The sequence below is a fragment of the Cronobacter sp. HA18006 genome (assembly GCF_011605445.1).
Taxonomy (GTDB): Bacteria; Pseudomonadota; Gammaproteobacteria; order Enterobacterales; family Enterobacteriaceae; genus Cronobacter; species Cronobacter sakazakii.
Genome location: NZ_JAANQB010000021.1, coordinates 477,944 through 502,411 on the forward strand (window position 1 = coordinate 477,944; position 24,468 = coordinate 502,411).

20 protein-coding genes are annotated in these 24,468 nt (G+C 60.0%); 10 read left to right on the forward strand and 10 right to left on the reverse strand.

The annotated features are described in order from the left end of the window. Positions 1-40: 40 nt before the first annotated feature. The 4 genes from gluQRS to thpR form a co-directional block, all read right to left on the reverse strand. Positions 41-937, reverse strand: a complete 897-nt coding sequence (gene gluQRS / locus G9X48_RS14365) for a tRNA glutamyl-Q(34) synthetase GluQRS (RefSeq protein ID WP_097640965.1) — start codon at positions 935-937, stop codon at positions 41-43. Between the two features lie 69 nt (positions 938-1,006). Next, positions 1,007-1,462: an RNA polymerase-binding protein DksA gene (gene dksA, locus G9X48_RS14370; RefSeq protein ID WP_001155227.1), complete on the reverse strand. Its 456-nt coding sequence runs from the start codon at positions 1,460-1,462 to the stop codon at positions 1,007-1,009. Between the two features lie 178 nt (positions 1,463-1,640). Continuing rightward, positions 1,641-2,345 carry a DNA/RNA nuclease SfsA gene (sfsA, locus tag G9X48_RS14375; protein ID WP_105536299.1) on the reverse strand — a complete coding sequence of 235 codons (705 nt, stop codon included), beginning with the start codon at positions 2,343-2,345 and terminating at the stop codon, positions 1,641-1,643. A gap of 9 nt (positions 2,346-2,354) precedes the next feature. Next, the gene (gene thpR, locus G9X48_RS14380; protein ID WP_087600551.1) at positions 2,355-2,885 is read right to left on the reverse strand and encodes an RNA 2',3'-cyclic phosphodiesterase; all 531 of its coding nucleotides are present in this window, start codon (positions 2,883-2,885) and stop codon (positions 2,355-2,357) included. 71 nt (positions 2,886-2,956) lie between these two features. Here thpR and hrpB point away from each other — a divergent pair, with 71 nt between their 5' ends. The 6 genes from hrpB (at position 2,957) to fhuB (ending at position 14,211) form a co-directional block, all read left to right on the forward strand. Continuing rightward, positions 2,957-5,386 carry an ATP-dependent helicase HrpB gene (hrpB, locus tag G9X48_RS14385; RefSeq protein ID WP_097641908.1) on the forward strand — a complete coding sequence of 810 codons (2,430 nt, stop codon included), beginning with the start codon at positions 2,957-2,959 and terminating at the stop codon, positions 5,384-5,386. 103 nt (positions 5,387-5,489) lie between these two features. Then, a complete protein-coding gene (gene mrcB, locus G9X48_RS14390) occupies positions 5,490-8,021 on the forward strand; it encodes a bifunctional glycosyl transferase/transpeptidase (protein WP_038879691.1) in 2,532 nt (843 codons plus the stop codon). Positions 8,022-8,295: 274 nt separating this feature from the next. Next, entirely contained in the window at positions 8,296-10,488 is a 2,193-nt protein-coding gene (gene fhuA / locus G9X48_RS14395; protein ID WP_097648128.1) for a ferrichrome porin FhuA, read from the forward strand. A 47-nt stretch (positions 10,489-10,535) separates the two neighbouring features. Then, positions 10,536-11,333, forward strand: coding sequence for a Fe3+-hydroxamate ABC transporter ATP-binding protein FhuC (gene fhuC, locus G9X48_RS14400; RefSeq protein ID WP_105629583.1), 798 nt, complete (start codon positions 10,536-10,538; stop codon positions 11,331-11,333). Next, positions 11,333-12,229 carry a Fe(3+)-hydroxamate ABC transporter substrate-binding protein FhuD gene (fhuD, locus tag G9X48_RS14405; protein ID WP_054624440.1) on the forward strand — a complete coding sequence of 299 codons (897 nt, stop codon included), beginning with the start codon at positions 11,333-11,335 and terminating at the stop codon, positions 12,227-12,229. The genes fhuC and fhuD overlap by 1 nt, the downstream gene beginning before the upstream one ends. Continuing rightward, complete coding sequence (gene fhuB, locus G9X48_RS14410) at positions 12,226-14,211, forward strand: Fe(3+)-hydroxamate ABC transporter permease FhuB (RefSeq protein ID WP_097641747.1); 1,986 nt, start codon at positions 12,226-12,228, stop codon at positions 14,209-14,211. The genes fhuD and fhuB overlap by 4 nt, the downstream gene beginning before the upstream one ends. 210 nt (positions 14,212-14,421) lie before the next feature. Here the strand turns inward: fhuB and hemL are convergent, their stop codons facing one another. Next, a complete protein-coding gene (gene hemL / locus G9X48_RS14415) occupies positions 14,422-15,702 on the reverse strand; it encodes a glutamate-1-semialdehyde 2,1-aminomutase (protein WP_014729567.1) in 1,281 nt (426 codons plus the stop codon). 171 nt (positions 15,703-15,873) lie between these two features. Here hemL and clcA point away from each other — a divergent pair, with 171 nt between their 5' ends. Both clcA and erpA read left to right on the forward strand, forming a co-directional pair. Continuing rightward, positions 15,874-17,277, forward strand: coding sequence for a H(+)/Cl(-) exchange transporter ClcA (clcA, locus tag G9X48_RS14420; RefSeq protein WP_097641746.1), 1,404 nt, complete (start codon positions 15,874-15,876; stop codon positions 17,275-17,277). Between the two features lie 81 nt (positions 17,278-17,358). Further along, a complete protein-coding gene (gene erpA / locus G9X48_RS14425) occupies positions 17,359-17,703 on the forward strand; it encodes an iron-sulfur cluster insertion protein ErpA (RefSeq protein ID WP_004386149.1) in 345 nt (114 codons plus the stop codon). 53 nt (positions 17,704-17,756) lie between these two features. Here the strand turns inward: erpA and G9X48_RS14430 are convergent, their stop codons facing one another. Genes G9X48_RS14430 through mtnN form a run of 3 tightly spaced genes read right to left on the reverse strand, consistent with a single transcriptional unit; the run spans position 17,757 to position 19,885 of the window. Next, the gene (locus tag G9X48_RS14430) at positions 17,757-18,377 is read right to left on the reverse strand and encodes a TRIC cation channel family protein (protein WP_004386148.1); all 621 of its coding nucleotides are present in this window, start codon (positions 18,375-18,377) and stop codon (positions 17,757-17,759) included. 16 nt (positions 18,378-18,393) lie between these two features. Next, positions 18,394-19,194: a vitamin B12 ABC transporter substrate-binding protein BtuF gene (btuF, locus tag G9X48_RS14435; RefSeq protein WP_097641745.1), complete on the reverse strand. Its 801-nt coding sequence runs from the start codon at positions 19,192-19,194 to the stop codon at positions 18,394-18,396. Continuing rightward, entirely contained in the window at positions 19,187-19,885 is a 699-nt protein-coding gene (mtnN, locus tag G9X48_RS14440; RefSeq protein ID WP_097641744.1) for a 5'-methylthioadenosine/S-adenosylhomocysteine nucleosidase, read from the reverse strand. Before mtnN ends, btuF begins: the two co-directional genes overlap by 8 nt. A 92-nt stretch (positions 19,886-19,977) precedes the next feature. On the opposite strand from mtnN, the gene dgt reads away from it, so the two are divergent. Together dgt and degP are read left to right on the forward strand one after the other, a co-directional pair. After that, positions 19,978-21,492 carry a dGTPase gene (gene dgt / locus G9X48_RS14445; RefSeq protein ID WP_004386145.1) on the forward strand — a complete coding sequence of 505 codons (1,515 nt, stop codon included), beginning with the start codon at positions 19,978-19,980 and terminating at the stop codon, positions 21,490-21,492. A gap of 140 nt (positions 21,493-21,632) precedes the next feature. Next, a complete protein-coding gene (gene degP, locus G9X48_RS14450) occupies positions 21,633-23,060 on the forward strand; it encodes a serine endoprotease DegP (protein ID WP_004386144.1) in 1,428 nt (475 codons plus the stop codon). Between the two features lie 78 nt (positions 23,061-23,138). On the opposite strand, the gene G9X48_RS14455 is transcribed toward degP, so the two are convergent. Beyond that, positions 23,139-23,528 carry a DUF3461 family protein gene (locus G9X48_RS14455; protein WP_004386143.1) on the reverse strand — a complete coding sequence of 130 codons (390 nt, stop codon included), beginning with the start codon at positions 23,526-23,528 and terminating at the stop codon, positions 23,139-23,141. Positions 23,529-23,637: 109 nt separating this feature from the next. Continuing rightward, a complete protein-coding gene (gene dapD / locus G9X48_RS14460) occupies positions 23,638-24,462 on the reverse strand; it encodes a 2,3,4,5-tetrahydropyridine-2,6-dicarboxylate N-succinyltransferase (protein ID WP_004386142.1) in 825 nt (274 codons plus the stop codon). Positions 24,463-24,468 lie beyond the last annotated feature (6 nt).

The following is a 24,468-nucleotide window of genomic DNA, read 5'->3' on the forward strand; positions in this document are numbered from 1 at the left end:
TAGTGTCAGACTCTGGACAAAAAACAGCGGCTAATATAGCTCAGCGCAACGCATTTGAGAATGCCGGATTCGCGGCTGCCGCCGCAGGCACCGCGCTGAGATCCCATTTTTCCACCGCCTGACGCAACAGCGTTTCGGTGGAAAGCGCGCGCCAGTCGTCATCGACCGGCTGGTTTAAAAACGCCAGCGCCTCAACCAGCACCGGACGCGGGTCGCCTTCCGGCAGCGGCGGCGCGTGGTTCTGTTTGGAAAGCTTGTTGCCATCCGGGTTCACCACCAGCGGCAGGTGAACGTAATCCGGCGCTTGCCAGCCAAACTGCTGATAGAGCGAAATCTGGCGCACCGTCGGCTCGATAAGATCCGCCCCGCGCACGATTTCCGTCACGCCCTGGAAATGGTCATCGACAACGACCGCCAGGTTATAGGCGAACAACCCGTCGCGGCGGTGAATAATAAAATCTTCGCGGGCGAGCGCCGGGTCGGCGGTGATATCGCCACGCAGTTTATCGGTAAACGCCATGACCGGGTGCGTCTGCACGAGCCGCACGGCGGCGTTCTCCGGGCCGTAACGTAACGCGCGGCAGTGGCCATCATAAATGCCACCCAGTTGCTGAATACGGCTGCGCGGGCAGGTGCAGTAGTAGCTTAGTCCGTGCTCGCGCAGGTACGCCAGCGCCTCGCGGTAGGCCTCGTGACGCTGCGACTGATACAGCACCTCGCCGTCCCAGTGCAGGCCGTAATGATCAAGCTGGCGCAAAATCGCGTCGGCGGCACCCGGTACTTCGCGCGGCGGATCGATATCTTCGATACGGACAAGCCAGGTGCCTTTTAATGCGCGGGCCTGAAGATAGCTGCCGAGCGCGGCAATCAGCGAGCCGAAATGCAGTTCGCCGGAAGGAGAGGGGGCGAAACGCCCGATGTATGGCTTAACAGACATGGTGATGGCAGAGATAAAAGAATACGGCGGGAAAATCCCGCCGTAAGTATGAGTAATTTGCGTCGGCGATTAGCCGGCCATCTGTTTTTCGCGGATTTCAGCGAGCGTCTTACAGTCGATGCACAGATCGGCGGTCGGACGGGCTTCCAGACGACGGATGCCGATTTCAACACCGCAGGATTCGCAGTAGCCGAAATCTTCGTCTTCCACTTTTTTCAGCGTCTTTTCAATCTTCTTGATAAGCTTGCGTTCGCGGTCGCGGTTACGCAGCTCAAGGCTGAACTCCTCTTCCTGGGCGGCACGGTCTACCGGATCCGGGAAGTTTGCAGCTTCATCCTGCATGTGGGTTACGGTGCGATCGACTTCATCCCGGAGTTGATTACGCCATGCCTCAAGAATACGCCTGAAGTGCGCCAGCTGGGCTTCGTTCATATACTCTTCGCCCGGTTTCTCCTGATACGGCTCCACCCCAGCGATGGCGAGAATACTCAGGGACGATGTTTTACGGTTTTGCCCTTCTTGCATGTTGCTTCTCCTTAACACGCACTATCGATCCCCTTCTCGGGGGAAAAATCAGGCCGCTATAAATAACAGAAGCTTTTCCGGATAGCAATTATCTAAACGTTACACTTGACAACCCTGTGAGGAAAAGCGTATTTGCGCACGCGGCCGTATCATTATTAGTCGATTGCGGATCAACTGGTTATAAGCGAACCGGCAAAGGCGACGTCAGCGTTATCTCACTGGCGGAGAGCGAGGCCTTCCAGGCCAGCACTTCCACCCCCTTGCGCTGCGCCTCGCTTAACAGCTCAGCATAGCGCTCATCGATATGGCGCGCCGGGGCAACCTGCGTAATGGCGGAGTGCAGCACGGCGAACAGCAGCACGGCGCGATCCCCTTGTTCCACTACGCTCATCAGCTCCCGTAAATGCTTCTGACCGCGCGCGGTCACCGCATCCGGGAAGTAGCCTGAATCCTGCTCCGACAGCGTCACGGATTTCACCTCAATATAGCAGTTAACCTTGTCACTCGCCTGCAACATAAAGTCGATACGGCTGCGTTCGGCCCCGTACTTGACTTCGCTCTTAAGGCTCTCGTAACCGGCGAGTGAAGGCAGGCACTGCGCCTGCAACGCCTCTTTCACCACCGTGTTGGCGCGCAGCGTATTCACGCAAATCAGCGCGCCGTCACGGGTTTGGGTTAATTCCCACGTGTGCGGATATTTGCGCGTCGCGACGCTTGAGGTGGAATACCAGACGGTATCTCCGGGCGTTGCGCAGCCGGTCATCGCACCGGTGTTCGGGCAGTGCAGGGTTAAGGTTTCGCCTTGCGGCGTGACCACATCGGCGAGAAAGCGCTTATAGCGCTGAATCAACCGGGCCGGTTGCAGTGCGGGGGTAAATTCCATGTCGCTTCCTTATGGATTCAGAGACCAGCGTTGCAGCGGCTGGTAACGGGTACGTCCCTGTTCAAATCGCGATTCATACAGCACAAACTCCCGCACCGGAAGCTGCCAGCCAAACCCTGGCGGCGGCAGCCTGACCGGGTGCTGAGCGTTACGCAGTAATGTGACATGCGGATGAAAGGGTTGCGCGCTTTGTGGGCAACCGCTGCGCGCCGCCTGTGCGCGCAGTAAATTCGCGAGCTGCAACAGGCCGCGCGGCGGCTGACGGGAGCCAAGCCAGATGACCTGCGAGCGCGGCCAGTGCCCGGCGTCGTCCAGCGTAAGCGTAAACCCCGGCTGCTGAATGCGCCCTGCAAGCTCGCTTAACGTGCGCTGTTTCTGCGCGCTGACGTCACCTAAAAACGCGAGCGTGATATGCAAATTGGCGGCGGCAATCGGCCTGCCCGCGTCCGGCGCAAAGTGTGCGGCGCGCCACTCGATAATCTGTTGCTGAAGGTCGGCTGGCAGGGGCAGCGCGAAAAACAGCCGTTTCTGGTCTGACATAGCGGTAACTCGTAATGATCGGGCGGAATGCTACAATGCGTGCCTTTCATAGTAACCCTCTGGAGCCTGTCGTGTCGTCTTTACCGGTCGCCGCCGTTTTGCCTGAACTTCTCAACGCCCTGCAGCACGCGCCGCAGGTGCTGCTGTGCGCCCCGACCGGCGCGGGGAAATCGACCTGGCTGCCGCTGGAAATTTTAAAGTCCGGCGTGCTGGACGGGAAAATCATCATGCTGGAGCCCAGGCGACTCGCGGCGCGCAACGTGGCGCAGCGTCTGGCGGATCTGCTCGGCGAGCCATGCGGCGAAACCGTCGGCTACCGGATGCGCGCTGAAAGCTGCACCGGCCCGGCCACCCGGCTGGAAGTGGTGACCGAAGGCATTCTGACGCGGCTGTTGCAGCGCGACCCTGAGCTTTCCGGCGTGTCGCTGGTGATCCTTGATGAATTCCACGAGCGCAGCGTGCAGGCGGATCTCGCGCTGGCGCTGCTGCTTGATGTCCAGCAGGGGCTGCGTGAGGATCTCAAACTGCTGATTATGTCTGCGACGCTCGACAACGCGCGCCTGCAGGCGCTGTTGCCGCAGGCGCCGACGGTGGTGTCCGAAGGGCGCAGTTTCTCGGTGGAGCGGCGCTATCAGGCGCTTTCCGCGCATCAGCGTTTCGATGAGGCGGTGGCGCAGGCGGTAAGCGGGCTGTTGCGTGAAGAACCTGGTTCGCTGCTGCTGTTTTTGCCGGGCGTCGGCGAGATCCAGCGCGTGCAGACGCAGCTTGCTGAGCGCGTGGGGCGCGACGTGCTGCTGTGTCCGCTCTACGGCGCGCTGCCGCTCGCGGAGCAGCGCAAGGCTATCCTGCCCGCGCCGCCGGGCTTTCGCAAAGTGGTGCTCGCCACCAATATCGCCGAAACCAGTCTGACCATCGAAGGCATCCGGCTGGTGGTCGACAGCGCCCAGGAGCGCGTGGCGCGTTTCGATGCCCGAACCGGGCTGACGCGGCTTATCACGCAGCGCATCAGCCAGGCGTCGATGACCCAGCGCGCCGGGCGCGCCGGACGTCTTGAGCCGGGCATCTGCCTGCATCTTCTGCCAAAAGAGCAGGCGGAACGCGCCGCTGCCCAGGCGGAAGCGGAAATCACGCAAAGCGATCTCTCCGGGCTGCTGCTGGAACTGCTGATGTGGGGATGCCGTGACGTGACGGATCTCCAGTGGCTCGATCTGCCGCCTGCCGTTAACCTTGTCGCCGCGCGCGAATTACTTACCGCGCTGGGCGCGCTGAAAGACGGCCAGCTCACCGCGCGTGGACGCCAGATGGCGCAGTTCGGCAACGATCCGCGCCTCGCCGCGATGCTGACCTGCGCCGAAGGCGCTGACGCGCAGGCAACGGCGGCGCGGCTCGCCGCAATCCTTGAAGAGCCGCCGCGCGGCGCAGAGGCGGATTTGCGCAGCGCCTTTTCCCGAAGCCAGGGCAACTGGCAGGCCCGCAGCGCGCAACTCATGAAGCGGCTTAACGCCCGCGGCGGCACGCCGTCGCTCTCGCTGGCGCCCGCGCTGCTTGCCTGCGCGTTCAGCGACCGCATCGCGCGTCGTCGTGGGCAGGAAGGGCGTTATCAGCTCGCCAACGGTATGGGCGCGATGCTTAACCAGGATGACGCACTGACGCGCTATGAGTGGCTTATCGCGCCGCTCTTATTGCAGGGCAGTAACAGCGCCGACGCGCGGATTTTACAGGCGCTGCCGCTGGATATTGACGCGCTGATTGATGAATGCCCGCATCTGCTGAGCCAGCGCGATTCGCTGGAGTGGAATGACGAACAGGGCACGCTACGTGCGCAGCGCCGCTGGCAGGTCGGGCAACTGGTGCTGAAAACGCAGCCGCTCTCAAAACCCTCCGAAGACGAACTTCACCAGGCGATGCTTAACGGCATTCGCGAAAAAGGGCTTTCTGTTCTTAACTGGACGCCAGAGGCGGAGCAGTTGCGCCTGCGTTTGCACTGTGCGGCGCGCTGGCTGCCGGAGCAGCCGTGGCCGGACGTCAGCGACGAAGCGCTGCTGGCGTCGCTCGATGTCTGGCTGTTACCGGCGCTTCACGGCGTGCATTCGCTGCGCGCGCTGAAAAACATCAATCTTGCCCAGGCGCTGCTGCATTTACTCGACTGGACGCAGCGGCAACGGCTGGATAGTGCGCTGCCGGCGCATTACACTGTGCCGACCGGCAGCCGGATAGCGATTCGCTATCATGAGGAAAACCCACCGGCGCTGGCGGTGCGCATCCAGGAGATGTTCGGTGAAGCCGAAACGCCGGTTATCGCCGAAGGCCGGGTGCCGCTCACCCTTGAACTGCTTTCACCCGCCCAGCGGCCGCTGCAGATCACGCGCGATCTCAGCGCGTTCTGGCGCGGCGCCTGGAAAGAGGTGCAGAAGGAGATGAAAGGGCGCTACCCGAAACATGTCTGGCCGGACGATCCGGCCAACGCGCTGCCAACCCGGCGCACCAAAAAGTATCAGTAACGGCGGCGTTGCCGTCGTGATGATTTGAGAGCTTTCTTCTTCCGCCTGCGTGCGGAAGAGCCAAGAATCTGGCCTTTGCGCCTGTACGTTGTGGAGAAAAAGCATGGCGGGGAATGACCGCGAACCTATCGGACGCAAAGGACGACCGACGCGTCCGGCAAAACAGAAGGTAAGCCGTCGTCGTCTCAGGGACGAGGATTATGACGATGAGTATGAAGACGATGATGAGGAGCCGATGCCGCGTAAGGTAAAAGGCAAAAAAGGCAAAGGCGGAAAACAGGGCGGCAAACGCCGCTGGCTGTGGCTTCTGTTAAAGCTGTTTGTGATTTTTGTGGTGCTGCTGGCTATCTACGGCGTCTATCTCGATCAGAAAATCCGCAGCCGTATCGATGGCAAAGTCTGGCAACTGCCGGCGGCGGTCTACGGGCGCATGGTTAACCTTGAGCCGGATATGACCATCAGCAAGCAGGAGATGGTGAAGCTGCTGGAGGCGACGCAGTATCGTCAGGTGACGAAAATGACGCGCCCTGGCGAGTTTACCGTCCAGGCCAACAGCATCGAGATGATCCGCCGTCCGTTCGATTTCCCGGACAGCAAAGAGGGGCAGATCCGCGCGCGCCTGGAGTTTGACGGCGACCATCTGGCTTCTATTGAGAACATGGACAGCAACCGTAACTTCGGTTTCTTCCGCCTCGATCCGCGGCTGATTACGATGCTGTCATCGCCGAACGGCGAGCAGCGCCTGTTTGTGCCGCGCTCCGGCTTCCCGGATCTGCTGGTGGACACGCTCGTCGCGACGGAAGACCGTCATTTCTATGAGCATGACGGCATCAGCGTCTGGTCGATTGGTCGCGCGGTGCTGGCGAACCTGACGGCGGGCCGCGCGGTGCAGGGCGGCAGTACGCTGACGCAGCAGCTGGTGAAAAACCTGTTCCTGACCAACAAGCGCACCCTGTGGCGTAAAGCCAATGAAGCCTACATGGCGCTTATCATGGACGCGCGTTATGACAAGGACCGCATCCTTGAGCTGTACCTGAACGAGGTGTATCTCGGCCAGAGCGGCGACGATCAGATCCGCGGCTTCCCGCTGGCGAGCCTCTATTACTTTGGTCGTCCGGTTGAAGAGCTGAGCCTCGATCAGCAGGCGCTGCTGGTGGGCATGGTGAAGGGCGCGTCGCTCTATAACCCGTGGCGTAACCCGAAACTGGCGCTGGAGCGTCGTAACCTGGTGCTGCGCCTGTTGCAGGAGCAGAAGGTTATCGACCAGGAGCTTTACGACATGCTGAGCGCCCGTCCGCTCGGGGTGCAGCCGCGCGGCGGCGTGATCTCCCCGCAGCCGGCGTTTATGCAGATGGTGCGTCAGGAGCTGCAGGCGAAGCTTGGCGACAAAGTGAAAGATCTCTCCGGCGTGAAGATTTTCACCACGTTTGACTCGGTCGCGCAGGACGCGGCGGAGAAAGCGGCGGTGGAAGGTATTCCGGCGCTGATTAAACAGCGTAAGCTGAAGGATCTGGAAACCGCGATGGTGGTGGTGGACCGTTTCACCGGCGAAGTCCGTGCGATGGTTGGCGGCGCGAATCCGCAGTTCGCGGGCTATAACCGCGCGATGCAGGCGCGTCGCTCGATTGGCTCACTTGCCAAACCGGCGACCTATCTGACCGCGTTAAGCCAGCCGAACACCTATCGTCTGAACACCTGGATCGCCGATGCGCCGATCTCCCTGCGCCAGCCGAACGGGCAGGTGTGGTCGCCGCAGAACGACGATCATCGCTTCAGCGGCCAGGTGATGCTGGTGGATGCGCTGACGCGCTCCATGAACGTGCCGACGGTAAACCTCGGTATGGCGCTCGGTCTGCCAGCCGTGACCGACACCTGGAAAAAACTGGGCGCGCCGGAAAATCAGCTGCATCCGGTTCCGGCCATGCTGCTCGGTGCGCTTAACCTGACGCCGGTAGAAGTGGCGCAGGCGTTTCAGACTATCGCGAGCGGCGGTAATCGCGCCCAGCTCTCGGTGCTGCGCTCGGTGATTGCCGAAGATGGCACCGTGCTGTATCAGAGCTTCCCGCAGTCGGAGCGCGCCGTACCGGCGCAGGCCGCCTACCTGACGCTCTGGACGATGCAGCAGGTTGTGCAGCGCGGTACCGGCCATGCGCTGGCGGTGAAATTCCCGAAACTGCATCTCGCCGGGAAAACCGGGACCACCAACAACAACGTCGACACCTGGTTTGCCGGTATCGACGGGCGTGAAGTGGTGATCACCTGGGTGGGCCGCGACAATAACCAGCCGACCAAGCTCTACGGGGCCAGCGGCGCGATGGCGATTTACCAGCGCTATCTGAGCAACCAGTCGCCGATCCCGCTGGATCTGACGCCGCCTGAAGATATCGTCGACATGGGCGTTGATGAGATGGGTAACTTCCTGTGCGGCGGCGGCGGCATGCGTACGCTGCCGGTCTGGACCAGCGATCCGAACGCGCTCTGCCAGCAGAGCCAGCCGGTCGCGCCGTCGGGCAATCCGTTCGATCAGTCCGCGCCGCAGCAGCCGCAACAGCAACAGCCTCAACAGGCGCCGCAGCAGGAAGAGAAGAGCGACGGCGTCGCGGGCTGGATTAAAGACATGTTCGGCAGCAACTAACGTCCCGTTCGGGAACACAGGGCTTAGCGCCTCTCCGGCTTCGGCGGGATGAGGGCTAAGCCCTTTTTTATTGTCACCGCTTTTTAAAGTGCCGGTAACGATTCGCTATCCGCTGATTAACCAGATAATTTCCTCTGGTGATTAATTGGACCATTGGCCGCCCGCGCTGCGCCAGGCGCTTGCTATATAAACAACCTTTCGCATATCATCTCGGGCGCATAATAATAATTCTCGTTTACGTTATCATTTGTCATTATCACTCAGAGAAATTAGCATGGCGCGTTCTATTCACACTCAGATCAATACCAGGATTTGCAGACTGGCGGTTCTTGTTGCCACGGCGTGCGGGGGATTTTCCGCTTCCGCGTTAGCCGCTGACGGCCAGAAAGAGGAAACCATCACCGTTTCCGCTGCTGCTGCGCAGGAAAGCGCCTGGGGCCCGGCCCCGACCATTGCGGCGAAGCGTTCCGCGACCGCCACCAAAACCGATACCCCGATTGAAAAAACGCCGCAGTCCGTGTCCGTTGTGACGCGCGAAGAGATGGATACCCGTCAGCCGACCACCGTGAAAGAAGCGTTGAGCTATAGCCCGAGCGTTTTCTCCACACGCGGCAGCTCCTCCACTTACGATGTCGTGACCATCCGTGGTTTTACGACCTCAACCACGGTGAACACTAACCAGTACCTCGATGGAATGAAGCTTCAGGGCAACAACTACTCTGAAATTTCCATGGATCCTTATTTCCTGGAACGCGTGGAGCTGATGCGCGGGCCGACGTCCGTGCTCTATGGCAACAGCAACCCCGGCGGTATCGTCAGCATGGTCAGCAAACGTCCGACCACCGAGCCGCTGCGCGAAGTGCAGTTCAAAATGGGCAGCCATAATCTCTGGCAGACCGGTTTTGATTTCAGCGACGCGATTGATGACGCGGGCGTGTGGTCTTATCGTCTGACCGGTTTAGGCCGCAGCCAAAATGCCCAGCAGGAGATGGCGAAATCGTCGCGTTACGCGATCGCCCCTTCTTTTAGCTGGCGTCCGGATAACAACACCGATTTTACGTTCCTGAGTAACTTCCAGAGCGACCCGTACGCCGGTTTCTACGGCTGGCTGCCGCGCTCCGGCACGATCGTGCCGTATTACGACGCTAACGGTAAGGCGCATAAACTGCCGACTGATTTCAACGAAGGCGAAGAAAATAACAAGATGTCTCGCCGTCAGCAGATGGTTGGCTACAGCTTCTCGCACGCCTTCGATGACACCTTCACGCTGCGCCAGAACCTGCGTTACACCCGCGAGCACACGCTTTACCGCTCGGTGTACGGCAATGCGTTTGTTGCGCCCTCCACGATTAACCGCGCGTATGTCCGTTCCGATGAAGACATGAACGCCTTCAGCGTCGATACGCAGTTGCAGTCTGATTTCGCGACTGGCGCGGTGGATCATAAGCTGCTGACCGGCGTTGATTACTCCCGCATGCGCAACGACATTAACGCGGACTACGGCACCGCCAGCCCGCTCAATATGCTGGATCCGCAGTACGGCAACCCTGACATTAACGTGAACTTCCTCTATGACGTGATTAATCGTCAGGAGCAAACGGGCCTGTATGTGCAGGATCAGGCAGAGTGGAACAAGTGGGTAATGACTTTAGGCGGCCGTTACGATTTCGCGAAAACGTCCACTTATACCCGCTCTTCCGGCGCGCTTGCTGAGATTAACGATCAGCAGTTCACCTGGCGCGGCGGCATCAACTATCTGTTCGATAACGGCGTATCGCCGTACTTCAGCTACAGCGAATCGTTTGAGCCTGTTTCTGGTTCCACCTTAGGCCGCAAACCGTTCGAGCCCTCACGCGGCAAGCAGTATGAAGCGGGCGTGAAATATGTGCCGAAGGATATGCCGGTCGTGCTGACGGCCGCGGTCTATCAGCTCACCAAAGACAAAAACCTGACGGCCGATCCGGCGAATAACAGCTTCAGCGTCCAGGGCGGTGAAATCCGTTCCCGCGGCATTGAACTGGAAGCGAAAGCGGCCGTGTCAGCGAATGTGAATGTGACCGCGTCTTATAGCTTTACCGATGCGAAATATACGCATGACACGCTCTTTGAAGATAAGCGTCCGGCGGAAGTGCCGCGCAATATGGCGTCGCTGTGGGCAGATTATACCTTCCACGATACCGCGCTAAGCGGCCTGACTGTCGGCGCTGGCGGCCGCTATGTCGGCAATACCGTCAGCTATTACGCCTACGGTGATAAACAGAACCAACCGTTTAACGTTGCAAGCTACACCGTGGCGGATGCGATGGTGAAATACGATCTGGCGCGTTTAGGCCTGCCGGGCTCGTCTGTCGCCTTAAACGTCAATAACCTGTTTGATCGCGAGTATGTCTCCAGTTGCTACAAAGACTACGCATGCTACTGGGGCGCGGAACGTCAGGTTACGGCGACCGCCACATTCCGCTTCTGATCCGTCTTTGGGCACGCTTTGGCGTGCCCTTCAACAAGTTGGCTACCATGCAGGACAAAATTTCCCCGCCCGATGCTGGTTTTTCGTTAAAAGATGTCACTTTTCGCGTGCCCGGACGCACGCTGCTGCACCCCTTGTCGCTCACCTTTCCGGCGGGCAGATTCACCGGCCTTATCGGCCATAACGGCTCCGGCAAATCGACGCTTCTGAAAATGCTTGGTCGTCATCAGAAACCCTCCGGTGGCGACATTCTGCTTAACGGCGAGCCGCTGGCGGGCTGGAACAGCAAAGTGTTCGCGCGTGAAGTCGCGTATCTGCCGCAGCAGTTGCCCGCCGCCGAAGGCATGACGGTGCGTGAACTGGTGGCGATTGGTCGTTACCCGTGGCACGGCGCGCTTGGGCGTTTTGGGGCGGAAGACCGCGAACGGGTGGAGGAGGCGATTAGCCTGGTGGGGCTTAAACCGCTTGCGCACCGGCTGGTAGACAGCCTTTCCGGCGGCGAGCGCCAGCGGGCCTGGATTGCCATGCTGGTGGCGCAGAACAGCCGCTGCCTGCTGCTCGACGAACCGACCTCAGCGCTGGATATCGCCCATCAGGTCGACGTGCTGGCGCTGATCCACCGTTTAAGCCAGCAGCGCGGGTTAACCGTGATTGCGGTACTGCACGACATCAACATGGCCGCGCGTTACTGCGACCATCTGGTGGCGCTGCGCGGCGGGGAGATGATAGCCCAGGGCAGCCCGCTGGAACTGATGAACGGCGAAACGCTCAAACAGATTTATGGCATTCCGATGGGCATCCTGCCGCATCCGGCGGGCCTCGCACCCGTGAGCTTTGTCTGCTGATGCGCGACGTTCTCTCAACCCCTTTCAGCCGTCGGCGTCTGATGACGGCGATGGCTCTCTCGCCGCTGATGTGGCACATGGCGAAAGCCCGTGCGGCATCGGTGGATCTCAAACGTATCGTGGCGCTCGAATGGCTGCCCGTCGAACAGCTGATCGCGCTTGGCGTGATGCCTTACGCGGTGGCGGATGTGCCGAACTACCGCCTGTGGGTTGATTATCCGCCGCTGCCGGATGCCGTCATCGACGTCGGGCTGCGTACCGAGCCCAATCTGGAGCTGCTCACTGAGCTTAAGCCGTCGCTGATGATCTGGTCGGCCGGTTATGGCCCGTCGGAAGCGCAGCTTAAGCGTATCGCGCCCGGCATGGGCGTGACGTTTACCGACGGTAAAGCGCCGCTCGCGATGGCGCGGCAGTCGCTGCTGACGCTGGCCGAACGGCTAGGCCTTGAGAAAGCGGCCCATGCTCACCTCGATGAATTCGAGCAGTTTCTTACGCAGATGAAAGTGCGCCTGGCGGGACGCGGGCAGCGTCCGCTGCTGATGATGTCGCTGCTGGACTCACGCCACGCGCTGACGCTTGGCACTAACAGCCTGTTTCAGCCGGTGCTGGACGCGGTGAAGATCCCCAACGCCTGGCAGGATAAGACCAACTTCTGGGGCAGCGCGATTGTCGGCATTGAGCGGCTTGCGCAGTTCCGCGAGGCTGACGTTATCTGCTTTGAGCATGGCGATGATCAGGCGATGCGCCAGCTTGCCGCCACGCCGCTCTGGCAGGCGATGCCGTTCGTGCGCGAGGGCCGTTTTCAGCGCGTGCCCGCCGTCTGGTTTTACGGCGCGACACTCTCGGCGATGCGCTTTGGCCGCGTGCTGCAAAACGCGCTGGGAGGCCGGGCATGAGGCGACATCATCTGCTTTTCCCGGCGCTGCTGCTGGGGCTGCTGTTCGCGCTGGCGCTCGGCCTGAGCTGGGCCAACCTGAACGCCTGGCTGCCGCGCGCGCAGTGGCAAGAGGCGCTGTGGCGCCCCAATATCGACGCCATCGATCAGATGCTTTTCCATTACAGCCTGCTGCCGCGCTTTGCGGTATCGCTGTTGGTCGGCGCCGGGCTTGGGCTGGTTGGCGTACTGTTCCAGCAGGTGCTGCGTAACCCGCTGGCGGAGCCGACCACGCTCGGCGTGGCGACCGGCGCGCAGCTTGGCGTCACTGTGGCGACGCTCTGGGCGCTGCCGGGCGGCGTGTTGACCGCGCAGTTCGCGGCGCTGGCCGGTGCCTGCGTGGTCGGGTTGCTGGTGTTTGGCGTCGCCTGGGGTAAACGCCTCTCGCCGGTCACGCTGATTCTGGCGGGCCTGGTGGTGAGCCTCTACTGCGGTGCCGTCAATCAGTTGCTGGTGTTGTTCCATCACGATCAGCTGCAAAGCATGTTTTTATGGAGCACCGGCGCGCTTAACCAGAACGACTGGAGCGTGGCGGCGCGGCTCTGGCCGCAACTGCTGGCGGGTTTTTTACTGACGCTGCTGCTGTTACGCCCGCTTACGCTGATGGGGCTGGATGACGGCGTGGCGCGCAATCTTGGGCTTGCGCTGTCGCTGGCGCGGCTTGCGACGCTGACGCTGGCGATTGTTATCAGCGCCCTGCTGGTCAACGCGGTCGGGATTATCGGGTTTATCGGGCTGTTTGCGCCGCTGCTCGCGAAGATGCTCGGCGCGCGTCGGCTGCTGGCGCGGCTGCTGCTGGCGTCGTTCATCGGCGCGCTGCTGCTGTGGCTGTCGGATCAGTTTATCCTCTGGCTCTCCCGCGTCTGGCTGGAAGTCTCCACCGGGATGGCGACGGCGCTGTTTGGCGCGCCGCTGCTGCTGTGGCTCCTGCCGCGTCTGCGTACCATGAGCGCGCCGGCGATGAACGCGGGCGACACGATCCCGGCCGAGCGTGGCCATGTGGCGCGCTGGACGCTGGCGGGGATGTTACTGCTGCTGGGCGTGGCGGCGCTGGCGCTCTGTTTTGGCCGCGACGCGCACAGCTGGGTGTGGGCGCAGGGCGACGTGCTGCGCGAGTTGGTGGGCTGGCGCTGGCCGCGCGTGCTGGCGGCGCTGTGCGCAGGCACGATGCTGGCGGCGGCGGGCTGTATTATCCAGCGGCTGACCGGCAACCCGATGGCAAGCCCGGAAGTGCTGGGCATTAGCTCCGGCGCGGCGTTCGGCGTGGTGTTGATGCTGCTGTTCGTGCCGGGCGACGCGTTCGGCTGGCTGCTGCCGGCGGGCAGCGTCGGGGCGGCGGCGACGCTGATGATTATTCTGATTGCCGCCGGACGCGGCGGGTTTTCGCCGCACCGGATGCTACTCGCGGGGATGGCGCTCAGCACCGCGTTTACGATGCTGCTGGTAATGCTGCAGGCGAGCGGCGATCCGCGTATGGCGCAGGTGATCACCTGGATCTCCGGCTCCACTTACAGCGTGACGCCGCAGCAGGCGCGAAATTCGCTGTGGGTGATGCTGATATTGCTGGCGCTGACGCCGCTGTGCCGCCGCTGGCTGACGGTGCTGCCGCTTGGCGGCGAGACTGCGCGCGCGGTCGGGATGGCGCTGACGCCGACCCGCATTGTGCTGCTGTTGCTGGCTTCAGCGCTGACCGCCGCGGCGACGCTGACCATCGGGCCGCTGAGTTTTATCGGGCTGATGGCACCGCACATTACGCGGATGCTCGGTTTTCGCCGCGCGTTGCCGCAGCTTATTATCGCTTCGTTGCTGGGCGGTATGTTGATGATGCTGGCGGACTGGGCAGGGCGGATGGTGATGTTCCCGTACCAGATCCCGGCGGGGCTGTTAGCGACGTTTATCGGCGCGCCGTATTTCGTGTATTTGTTGCGTAAGCAGAGCCGTTAATCAGAGACAGGAAATCGTGGTGGGTTGCCTGGGGAACGGTGGGGCGTTTGATGGATGAAAGGTGGGTGCGCTTCGCTTACCCACCCTACGTAAGGTGCTGTGCGGGTGAAAGGTGGGTGCGCTGCGCTTACCCACCTTACATTGACTCACCTTTGTTGATGCATTGTAGGGCGGGTAAGCGTATGCGCACCCGCCACGGTCAAAAAACGATTACAGCTTCGCAAACACCCGGCGCGCAGCGTCGATGGTGTTGTTGATATCTTCTTCGCTGTGCGCGACAGACATAAAGCCCGCTTCAAACGCTGACGGCGCGAAATAAACCCCTTCTTCCAGCATCAGATGGAAGAAACGCTTAAAGCGCTCGACATCGCATTTCACCACATCCTGATAGCAGGTCACGCTGTCGGCATCGGTAAAGAAGAAGCCGAACATCCCGCCGACGTGGTTCACCACCAGCGGCACGCCGGCTTCCTGCGCGGCGTCGAGCAGGCCTTCCGCCAGCTGCGTTGTCAGCGCGTCGAGCGTGCTGTGAACGCCAGGCTGCGCCACTTCGCTCAGACATGCGAAGCCCGCCGCCATCGCAATCGGGTTGCCGGAGAGCGTGCCCGCCTGGTAGACCGGGCCGGTCGGTGCCAGCGCTTCCATCACTTCGCGGCGTCCGCCGAACGCGCCCACCGGCATACCGCCGCCGATGATTTTGCCAAGACAGGTCAGATCCGGCACCACGTTGTAGTACGCCTGCGCACCCGCCAGCGCGACGCGGAAACCCGTCATCACTTCATCGATAATCAGCAGCGCGCCGAATTCGTCGCACAGCGCGCGCAGGCCCGGCAGGAAATCGGGTTGCGGCGGAATGCAGTTCATGTTGCCCGCTACCGGCTCAACGATGATGCAGGCGATATCCTGCGGGTAAAGCTCGAAGGCTTCGCGCACGGAGGCGAGATCGTTATAGGTGCAGGTCAGGGTATGTTTGGCGAAATCTGCCGGTACGCCCGGCGAGTTCGGCTGGCCAAGCGTCAGCGCGCCGGAGCCCGCTTTCACCAGCAGGTGATCCGCGTGACCGTGGTAGCAGCCTTCGAATTTGATGATTTTATCGCGACGGGTAAAGCCGCGCGCCAGACGGATGGCGCTCATGGTCGCTTCGGTGCCGGAGTTCACCATACGCACCATATCCATCGTCGGCACCAGTTCGGTGACGAGCTGCGCCATTTTGACTTCCATTTCCGTCGGCGCGCCGAAGCTCAGGCCACGCTCTGCCGCTTCAATCACCGCGTTGCGAATCGCCGGGTGGTTATGGCCGAGCACCATTGGCCCCCAGGAGCCAACGTAGTCGATATAGGCTTTGCCGTCGGCATCATAGAGATAAGCCCCGTCCGCCCGTTCGATAAACAGCGGCGTACCGCCCACGCCGGTAAAGGCGCGCACCGGCGAGTTCACGCCGCCTGGGATAAGTTCGCGGGCGGCGGCAAAGAGGTTTTCAGACTTACTCATGAATCGGCTCCTGATTCGGGAAAAGAGGGATAACGGGTTATTCTAAGTCATCCCTTCCACGTTATGAAAGTTTTGCCCGATTAAACCCAGACAGCGGGCAGGGCTTTTTTGAATGACGCGGCCGCGCGACGTATAATGCGCGGCCTGAATGCTTTTCGGAGAACTGTTCGTATGACCCCGCAGACGACACCCAACCGCCGCGTCAGAGGATTTCAACATGCCGCGGTTATCCGCCAGTTACTGTCGCGCGACAAAACGCCGCTGACGATTTTGCTGCTGGCGTCTCTCACTGGCGTACTGGCGGGGCTTGCGGGCGTGGCATTTGAAAAAGCGGTCGCCTGGGTGACGGCGCATCGCATTGAAGGCCTGGCGCAGGTGGCGCACATCCCGTGGCTCGTCTGGCTGCTGGCGTTTTTGTTTTCCGCGTTGCTGGCGTTGGTGGGCTATTTTCTGGTGCGCCGCTTCGCGCCGGAGGCGGGCGGTTCGGGTATTCCTGAAATCGAAGGCGCGCTGGAGGAGTTACGCCCGGTGCGCTGGTGGCGCGTGCTGCCGGTGAAGTTTTTCGGCGGGATGGGCACGCTTGGCGCTGGCATGGTGCTCGGCCGCGAAGGCCCGATGGTGCAGATGGGCGGCAATATCGGGCGCATGGTGCTGGATATATTTCATCGCCCCGATGCTGAGGCGCGCCATACGTTGCTGGCGACGGGGGCGGCGGCAGGTCTGGCAGCGGCTTTTAACGCGCCGCTCGCGGGCATTCTGTTCATTATTGAAGAGATGCGCACGCAGTTTCACTACAACCTGATTTCCATTAAAGCGGTGTTTACCGGGGTCATTATGTCGACCATCGTCTTTCGCATTTTCAATGGCGAAAAATCGGTAATCGAAGTCGGGCAATTGACCGACGCGCCAGTTTATACGCTATGGCTCTATCTGCTGCTGGGGATTATTTTCGGTGCCGTGGGGCCGCTGTTTAACCGTCTGGTGCTCGGGATGCAGGACGTATTCGCGCGTATTCATGGCGGCAATACTACCCGCTGGGTGCTGCTCGGCGGCGCGATTGGCGGCGCGTGTGGTCTGCTTGCGCTGTGGGAGCCTGCGGCAGCGGGCGGCGGGTTTGGGTTAATCCCCATCGCCGCGGCGGGTAATTTTACCGTCGGGATGCTGCTGTTTATTTTCATCGCGCGGGTGGTGACGACGGTGTTCTGTTTCTCCTCCGGCGCGCCAGGCGGGATTTTCGCCCCGATGCTGGCGCTCGGCACGCTGCTTGGCAGCGCGTTCGGCATGGCCTGCGCCGCGTGGTTCCCGCAGTGGCACTTACAGGCGGGGACGTTTGCCATCGCGGGCATGGGCGCGCTGCTTGCCGCCTCGGTAAGGGCGCCGATTACCGGTATCGTGCTGGTGCTAGAGATGACGGATAATTACCAGCTCATTTTGCCAATGATTATTACCTGTCTCGGCGCGACACTGCTCGCCCAGTTCCTCGGCGGTAAGCCGCTCTATTCCACTATCCTCGCGCGAACGCTTGCGAAACAGGAGGCGGAACGACAGGCGCAGACCGACGGGCGGAATACTTGAACGATTTACCAGGGTAATAGATAATGGCCCTAAAGATCGGGTTATTCTTTGCCCGATTGCTGGTTTCAACGGGAGCAAAAAATGAGTGATGACGTAGCGCTGCCGCTGCAGTTTACCGACGCAGCCGCCAATAAAGTAAAAAGCCTGATCGCAGACGAGGACAACCCGAATCTCAAGCTGCGCGTCTACATCACCGGTGGTGGGTGCAGCGGCTTCCAGTATGGTTTTACCTTTGATGACCAGATTAACGATGGCGATATGACTATCGAGAAGCAGGGCGTGTCGCTGGTCGTAGACCCGATGAGCCTGCAATACCTGGTGGGCGGCGCGGTGGATTACACCGAAGGCCTCGAAGGCTCGCGCTTTGTGGTGAATAACCCGAACGCCACCAGCACCTGCGGGTGTGGTTCTTCCTTCAGCATCTGATTGCCTTGCTGAAATAAAAAAGCCGTGTTTTGCGACACGGCTTTTTTTATGGCTTACGCTTTTTCGTCCAGCGCGAAGGTGGGGAGCTTCAGGTGCCAGCGGATCGCGGCAAGACGGATCGCAAGCGTCACCACCATGCCCATCATGCTTGCCTGCTCCAGCGGCACTTCAAAGGTGTAAAACGCCGTCGCATGGACGATGCCGCCCACGATGCACGCGGTGGCGTAGATTTCGGTTCGCAGGATCATCGGGATTTCGCGCGCCAGCACGTCACGAATAATACCGCCGCCGACGCCCGTTACCACGCCCATGCAAATCGCCACCAGCGGCCCGGTGCCAGCCATAAACGCTTTATTCACGCCGATGCCGACAAACACCGCGAGGCCTACCGCGTCCAGCACCGGTAGCACCCACTTCGGCAGGCGACGCGGCTGGCGCACCAGCGCAATCGTCAGCAGACACGTCACCATCGCCACCACCAGATCGGTGGGATCTTTCACCCAGAACACCGGGCCATGATCGAGCGCCATATCGCGGATCGTACCGCCACCCACCGCGGTGACGACGCCCAGCACCAGTACGCCGAAAGGATCCATACGCAGTTTGCCCGCCAGCAAAACGCCGGAGATGGCAAACACCGCGGTGCCAATAATATCCAGCCAGTAAACCAGCATGATGTTCCTCGACTCGTTATTTTACCTCTGCCAGCGCCTGACAGAGCTGATTCGCGGCGAGGATAATACGCGGGCCCGCGCGCTCAAACCAGTCATCGTTAATGCTTATGACAGGAACATTTTGCAGAGGCTGCCAGAACTGCCGCGTGGCGGCGATGGACTTCTCGCCGCCGGTAATAACGATGGCTTCAGGATGGCGCGCCAGCACCTGTTCGCGGCTCACCTGCGGCCAGGGAACGGGACTGTTGGCGAAGATATTCTCGCCGCCGCAGGCCCCGACGATTTCATTCTGGATGGAGGCTTTGCTGGTGGTAAAAAGCGGACGCGTGCCGAACTGTAAAAACACGCGCTTTTTCGGCTGGCTTTTATAACGCGCGATGAGCGCTTGCCAGCGCTGTTCAAGCTCGTGCGCCGCGGCCTGTGCCTTTTCCGGCGTCGGGCTGTAGGGGGCGAGCGCGCGCAGCGCGTCGGCCACCTGCGCGACATTTTGCGGATCGAGCCAGAGCACGTGAATGCCGAGCGATTTGAGCTGGTTTATCTGCCGTTCCGGGTTGCCGCCGCGCCAGGCGACCAGCAGATCGGGTTTAAGCGCCGCGATACGCTCCACGTTCATCCCCTGCCAGTTTGCCACCTGTTCGAGCTGACGCGCGGCATCGGGGTAGTCAGAGTAAGCGCTTACCGCAACCGGCGTGATCCCGGCGGCAAAGGCGAGTTCGGTATTGGCAGGGGAGAGGGTAATGACCCGCGGCGCGGCAAAAAGCCACGCCGGGAGAACCAACAGGGCGACAAGCGCCCCGGTAAGCCAGCGTTTAGCCACGGTTCAGGCTCGTGAGCAGCGTCTCGACCATGAGGCTCGACTGCTTCGCCGCCACCGCCAGAAACTCTTCAAAGCTCAGGTGTGATTGCTGATCGGCAACGTCAGAGATAGCGCGCACGACGACAAACGGCACGCCGAAGTTATGGCAGACGTGGCCAATGGCGGTCGCTTCCATCTCAACGGCAATCGCCTGCGGGAAGTTGTGGCGGATTTTAGCAAGGTTCACGGAGCCGTTGATAAAGGCGTCGCCGCTCACCACCAGCCCGCGCACCGCGTGCAGGTCCAGTTTTTCGATGGTTTCCTGCGCCGCCGCGATCAGTTTTTCATCGGCTTTGAACGCCGCCGGGCAGCCCGCCATCTGGCCATATTCGTAGCCGAACGCGGTCACGTCGGCGTCGTGGTAGCGCACTTCGTCGGAAACCACGATATCGCCCACTTTCAGCGACGGCGCGAGACCGCCCGCCGAGCCGGTATTGATAATCACGTCAGGTTTGCAGTGCTCCAGCAGCAGCGTCGCGCCCATCGCGGCGGAAACTTTACCGATGCCCGATTTCAGCAGCGCCACGTCCACGCCGTTGAGGGTGCCGGTGTAAATTTCGCAGCCGGCGATATTCAGGGTCTGGCGGTTGTCGATTTTGTCACGCAGCAGCGTCACTTCTTCTTCCATTGCGCCAATAATGCCTGCTTTCATAGAGATACTCGCTAAATGATGGATTCAGAGGCATAGTCTATCATGGCAGACAGCAAGGATTTAATTCGCGTGCGCGCAGACCGGGAGGGCGGATGGAGAAAATCGATTTCCGAAACAAAATCAACTGGCATCGCCGGTATCGCTCGCCGCAGGGCGTGAAGAGTGAACACGAGATCCTGCGCATTTTTGAAAGCGATCGCGGTCGTATTATCAACTCGCCCGCGATCCGCCGCCTGCAACAGAAAACCCAGGTTTTTCCCCTTGAGCGCAACGCCGCGGTGCGCACGCGCCTTACGCACTCTCTGGAAGTGCAACAGGTGGGGCGCTATATCGCCAAAGAAGTGTTGAGCCGTCTGAAAGAGCAGGGGCTGCTTGAGGCGTATGGCCTGGCGGAGCTGACCGGGCCGTTTGAGAGTATTGTCGAGATGTCGTGCCTGATGCATGACATCGGCAATCCGCCGTTTGGCCACTTCGGCGAAGCGGCGATTAACGACTGGTTCAGCCAGCGGCTCTTTCCGGCTGATGCCGAAAACCTGCCCGTAAGCCAGGACCGCTGCACGGTGCAGACGCTGCGCCTGCAGGAGGGCGAAGAGGCGCTTAACGCCCTGCGCGGCAACGTGCGCCGCGATCTGTGTCATTTCGAAGGGAACGCGCAAGGCATTCGGCTGGTGCATACGCTGTTGCGCATGAATCTCACCTGGGCGCAGGTTGGCGGTATCCTCAAATATACGCGCCCGGCCTGGCACCACGGCCCGGTGCCGGAAACCCATAGCTACCTGATGAAAAAGCCGGGGTTTTATCTCTCCGAAGATCAATATATTTCGCGGTTGCGTAAAGAACTGCAATTAGACACTTACAGTCGCTTCCCGCTCGCCTGGATTATGGAAGCGGCTGACGATATTTCTTATTGCGTGGCGGATCTCGAAGATGCGGTGGAAAAACGTATTTTCAGCGTTGAGCAGTTATATCAGCATCTCTATGACGCCTGGGGTGAACATGCGCCGGGCGATCTCTTTAATCTGGTCGTGCAAAATGCCTGGGATAAATCGGGCACTAATCAATTACACCACAGCGCGGAAGACCAGTTCTTTATGTATCTGCGCGTGAATACATTAAATCGGCTGGCGCCTTACGCCGCGCAGCGCTTTATTGATAATTTGCCGGACGTCTTTAACGGTTCGTTTAATCATGCGCTGCTGGAGGATGACAGCCCGTACAGTCGCCTGCTGGAGCTGTATAAAAATGTCGCGGTGCGTCATGTATTTAACCACCCTGACGTCGAGCAGCTGGAGTTGCAGGGCTACCGGGTTATTAGCGGGTTGCTGGATATTTACAGCCCGCTGCTTGCGCTGACGCTCGCGCAATTTCGCGAGCTGGTGGAAAAAGAGAGCGTACGGTCGCTGCCGATTGAATCGCGTCTTTACCATAAACTTTCCTCCCGTCACCGGCTGGCTTATATCGAGGCCGTGAGTCATCTACATCCGCAGGCGGCAGATTTCCCGGTTTGGGAATATTATTATCGTTGCCGACTCATTCAGGACTATATCAGCGGCATGACCGATCTCTACGCCTGGGATGAATATCGCAAACTGATGGCGGTAGAATAAGCCGCTTCGTTTTGTAAAGACGGACAATAAATTTTTACTTTTTTCAGAAAATTAACGACGGAACTTCGCGCTATAAATCGACTCTGACAGACACCTTCACAGCAATTTATTTGCGTTACTTGTTAGTTGAGAATGAATCGATGAAAAAAACCACGTTAGCAATGAGTGCGCTGGCCCTGAGCCTGGGGCTGGCTTTAAGCCCGGCTTCCTTCGCCGCTGAAACCGCGTCCGCCGTGACGTCGCAGGCGATGCCGAGCCTGGCGCCGATGCTGGAAAAAGTCATGCCTTCTGTCGTCAGCATTAATGTTGAAGGCAGCACCACGGTGAATACGCCGCGTATGCCGCGCAACTTCCAGCAATTCTTCGGTGATGATTCGCCGTTCTGCCAGGAAGGCTCACCGTTCCAGAGTTCGCCTTTCTGCCAGGGCGGCCCTGGCGGCGCGGATGACGGCGGCCAGCAGCAGAAATTTATGGCGCTCGGCTCCGGTGTGATTATCGATGCCGCCAAAGGTTATGTGGTTACCAACAACCACGTGGTGGATAACGCTACCACGATTAAAGTGCAGCTGAGCGATGGCCGTAAGCTGGACGCGAAAATCGTGGGTAAAGATCCGCGCTCCGATATCGCGCTTATCCAGATTCAGGATCCGAAAAACCTGACGGCGATTAAACTTGCCGACTCCGACAGCCTGCGCGTCGGCGATTACGCTGTGGCCATCGGTAACCCGTTCGGTCTTGGCGAAACGGTGACCTCCGGTATCGTCTCGGCGCTGGGTCGCAGCGGCCTGAACGCGGAAAACTATGAGAACTTTATCCAGACCGATGCGGCAATTAACCGCGGGAACTCCGGCGGCGCGCTGGTGAACCTGAACGGTGAGCTTATCGGTATTAACACCGCAATTCTTGCGCCGGACGGCGGCAACATCGGTATCGGCTTCGCTATTCCGAGCAATATGGTGAAAAGCCTGACGTCGCAGATGGTCGAATATGGCCAGGTGAAACGCGGCGAGCTGGGCATCATGGGCACCGAGCTGAACTCTGAACTCGCTAAAGCGATGAAAGTCGATGCGCAGCGCGGCGCGTTCGTAAGCCAGGTGCTGGCGAACTCTTCCGCCGCCAAAGCGGGTGTGAAAGCGGGCGACGTGATTGTGTCGCTGAACGGCAAACCGATTAGCAGCTTCGCCGCGCTGCGTGCGCAGGTCGGCACCATGCCGGTCGGCACGAAACTGACGCTCGGCCTGCTGCGCGACGGCAAACCGGTGAATGTCGATCTGGTGCTGCAGCAGAGCAGCCAGACGCAGGTAGACTCCTCTTCCATCTTCAGCGGTATCGAAGGGGCGGAGATGAGCAACCGCGCCGGTAAAGAGAAAGGCGTGGTGGTGAACAGCGTGAAAGCGGGCTCGCCTGCGGCGCGTATCGGCCTGAAGAAAGGCGATGTTATCGTCGGCGCGAACCAGCAGCCGGTGAGCAATATCGCTGAACTGCGCAAAATCCTCGACAGCAAGCCGTCGGTGCTGGCGCTGAATATTCAGCGTGGCGACAGCTCCATCTATCTGCTGATGCAGTAATACCTGATGTAAAAACAAAAGGCCGCGATTGCGGCCTTTTTTACGTCCAATGCCCGGCGCGAAACGCGCGGGCGACGCTTATTTGTTGCGGGTGAGCTTTTCGAGGTCGGATTCGATCTCTGAGATCTTGTTCGCCACGACGCTTTCCAGATGGCGCAGATCGTCCAGGATTTTGCGTTTGAGATCCACTTCAGTGCGGTCGCGCTGGCAGAGTTGATCCAGCTCGTCTATCACGTAGCGCAGGTTAGGGCTGATCTCCTGCACTTCTTTGTAACCCTGACCGACGCCGTCGGCGACCACGGTTTTGCGCTGGCGTGGGTATTTAAACTTCACGCTCTTGGCGAAGAACTCGCCCTTATCCTTATGGAAGTAGATCTTCAGGATATCGTTGTTCGCTTCCTGGCGCAGACTGTAACGGTCGATTTCATCAGGATTGGTTATGCCAAGACTCTTAAGGTTGTCGTACATAGCGATCCCCCTGGGGAAATAATAACCTTTAGATAATTAATGAAAAGATCCCATCGCGCCACCCTCAGATGCGAAAAAGGCGGGCCAGGCCCGCCTTTTTTCGTTCTGCTTAGTCGATGGTGCGCAGCAGTTCGTTGATACCCACTTTACCGCGGGTTTTCGCGTCGACCTTCTTCACAATCACCGCGCAGTAGAGGCTGTATGAGCCATCTTTCGACGGCAGGTTACCGGAAACCACCACGGAGCCTGCCGGCACGCGACCGTAGAAGACTTCGCCGGTTTCGCGGTCGTAAATTTTGGTGCTCTGGCCGATGTAAACGCCCATCGAGATAACAGAGCCTTCTTCGACGATAACGCCTTCCACCACTTCGGAGCGCGCGCCAATAAAGCAGTTGTCTTCAATGATGGTCGGGTTGGCCTGCAGCGGCTCCAGTACGCCGCCGATGCCGACGCCGCCGGAGAGGTGAACGTTTTTACCGATTTGCGCGCAGGAGCCAACGGTCGCCCAGGTGTCCACCATGGTGCCTTCATCGACATACGCGCCGATATTGACATAAGACGGCATCAGCACGGTGTTGCGGGCGATAAACGCACCCTGGCGCACGGCTGCAGGCGGCACCACGCGAAAGCCTTCTTTCTGGAAGCGCGCTTCGTCGTAGTTAGCGAATTTCATCGGCACTTTGTCGAAGTAGCGGCTTTCCGCGCCTTCAATCACCTGGTTGTCATTGATACGGAAGGAGAGCAGCACCGCTTTTTTCAGCCACTGGTGGGTGACCCACTCGCCGTTGATCTTCTCTGCGACGCGCAGTTCGCCGCTGTCCAGCAGGGCGATAACCTGGTTGACCGCCTCGCGGGTGACGGCATCGACGTTCGCCGGCGTGATGTCGGCGCGGCGCTCGAAAGCGGATTCAATAACGTTCTGTAGCTGCTGCATAATTAG

Excerpts from the sequence above, each read along its gene's own strand:
- gluQRS (WP_097640965.1), bottom strand. The coding sequence starts at position 937 with ATGTCTGTTAAGCCATACATCGGGCGTTTCGCCCCCTCTCCTTCCGGC.
- dksA (WP_001155227.1), bottom strand. The coding sequence starts at position 1,462 with ATGCAAGAAGGGCAAAACCGTAAAACATCGTCCCTGAGTATTCTCGCC.
- sfsA (WP_105536299.1), bottom strand. The coding sequence starts at position 2,345 with ATGGAATTTACCCCCGCACTGCAACCGGCCCGGTTGATTCAGCGCTAT.
- thpR (WP_087600551.1), bottom strand. The coding sequence starts at position 2,885 with ATGTCAGACCAGAAACGGCTGTTTTTCGCGCTGCCCCTGCCAGCCGAC.
- mrcB (WP_038879691.1), top strand. The coding sequence starts at position 5,490 with ATGGCGGGGAATGACCGCGAACCTATCGGACGCAAAGGACGACCGACG.
- fhuA (WP_097648128.1), top strand. The coding sequence starts at position 8,296 with ATGGCGCGTTCTATTCACACTCAGATCAATACCAGGATTTGCAGACTG.
- fhuC (WP_105629583.1), top strand. The coding sequence starts at position 10,536 with ATGCAGGACAAAATTTCCCCGCCCGATGCTGGTTTTTCGTTAAAAGAT.
- fhuD (WP_054624440.1), top strand. The coding sequence starts at position 11,333 with ATGCGCGACGTTCTCTCAACCCCTTTCAGCCGTCGGCGTCTGATGACG.
- fhuB (WP_097641747.1), top strand. The coding sequence starts at position 12,226 with ATGAGGCGACATCATCTGCTTTTCCCGGCGCTGCTGCTGGGGCTGCTG.
- hemL (WP_014729567.1), bottom strand. The coding sequence starts at position 15,702 with ATGAGTAAGTCTGAAAACCTCTTTGCCGCCGCCCGCGAACTTATCCCA.
- clcA (WP_097641746.1), top strand. The coding sequence starts at position 15,874 with ATGACCCCGCAGACGACACCCAACCGCCGCGTCAGAGGATTTCAACAT.
- erpA (WP_004386149.1), top strand. The coding sequence starts at position 17,359 with ATGAGTGATGACGTAGCGCTGCCGCTGCAGTTTACCGACGCAGCCGCC.
- G9X48_RS14430 (WP_004386148.1), bottom strand. The coding sequence starts at position 18,377 with ATGCTGGTTTACTGGCTGGATATTATTGGCACCGCGGTGTTTGCCATC.
- mtnN (WP_097641744.1), bottom strand. The coding sequence starts at position 19,885 with ATGAAAGCAGGCATTATTGGCGCAATGGAAGAAGAAGTGACGCTGCTG.
- dgt (WP_004386145.1), top strand. The coding sequence starts at position 19,978 with ATGGAGAAAATCGATTTCCGAAACAAAATCAACTGGCATCGCCGGTAT.
- degP (WP_004386144.1), top strand. The coding sequence starts at position 21,633 with ATGAAAAAAACCACGTTAGCAATGAGTGCGCTGGCCCTGAGCCTGGGG.
- G9X48_RS14455 (WP_004386143.1), bottom strand. The coding sequence starts at position 23,528 with ATGTACGACAACCTTAAGAGTCTTGGCATAACCAATCCTGATGAAATC.
- dapD (WP_004386142.1), bottom strand. The coding sequence starts at position 24,462 with ATGCAGCAGCTACAGAACGTTATTGAATCCGCTTTCGAGCGCCGCGCC.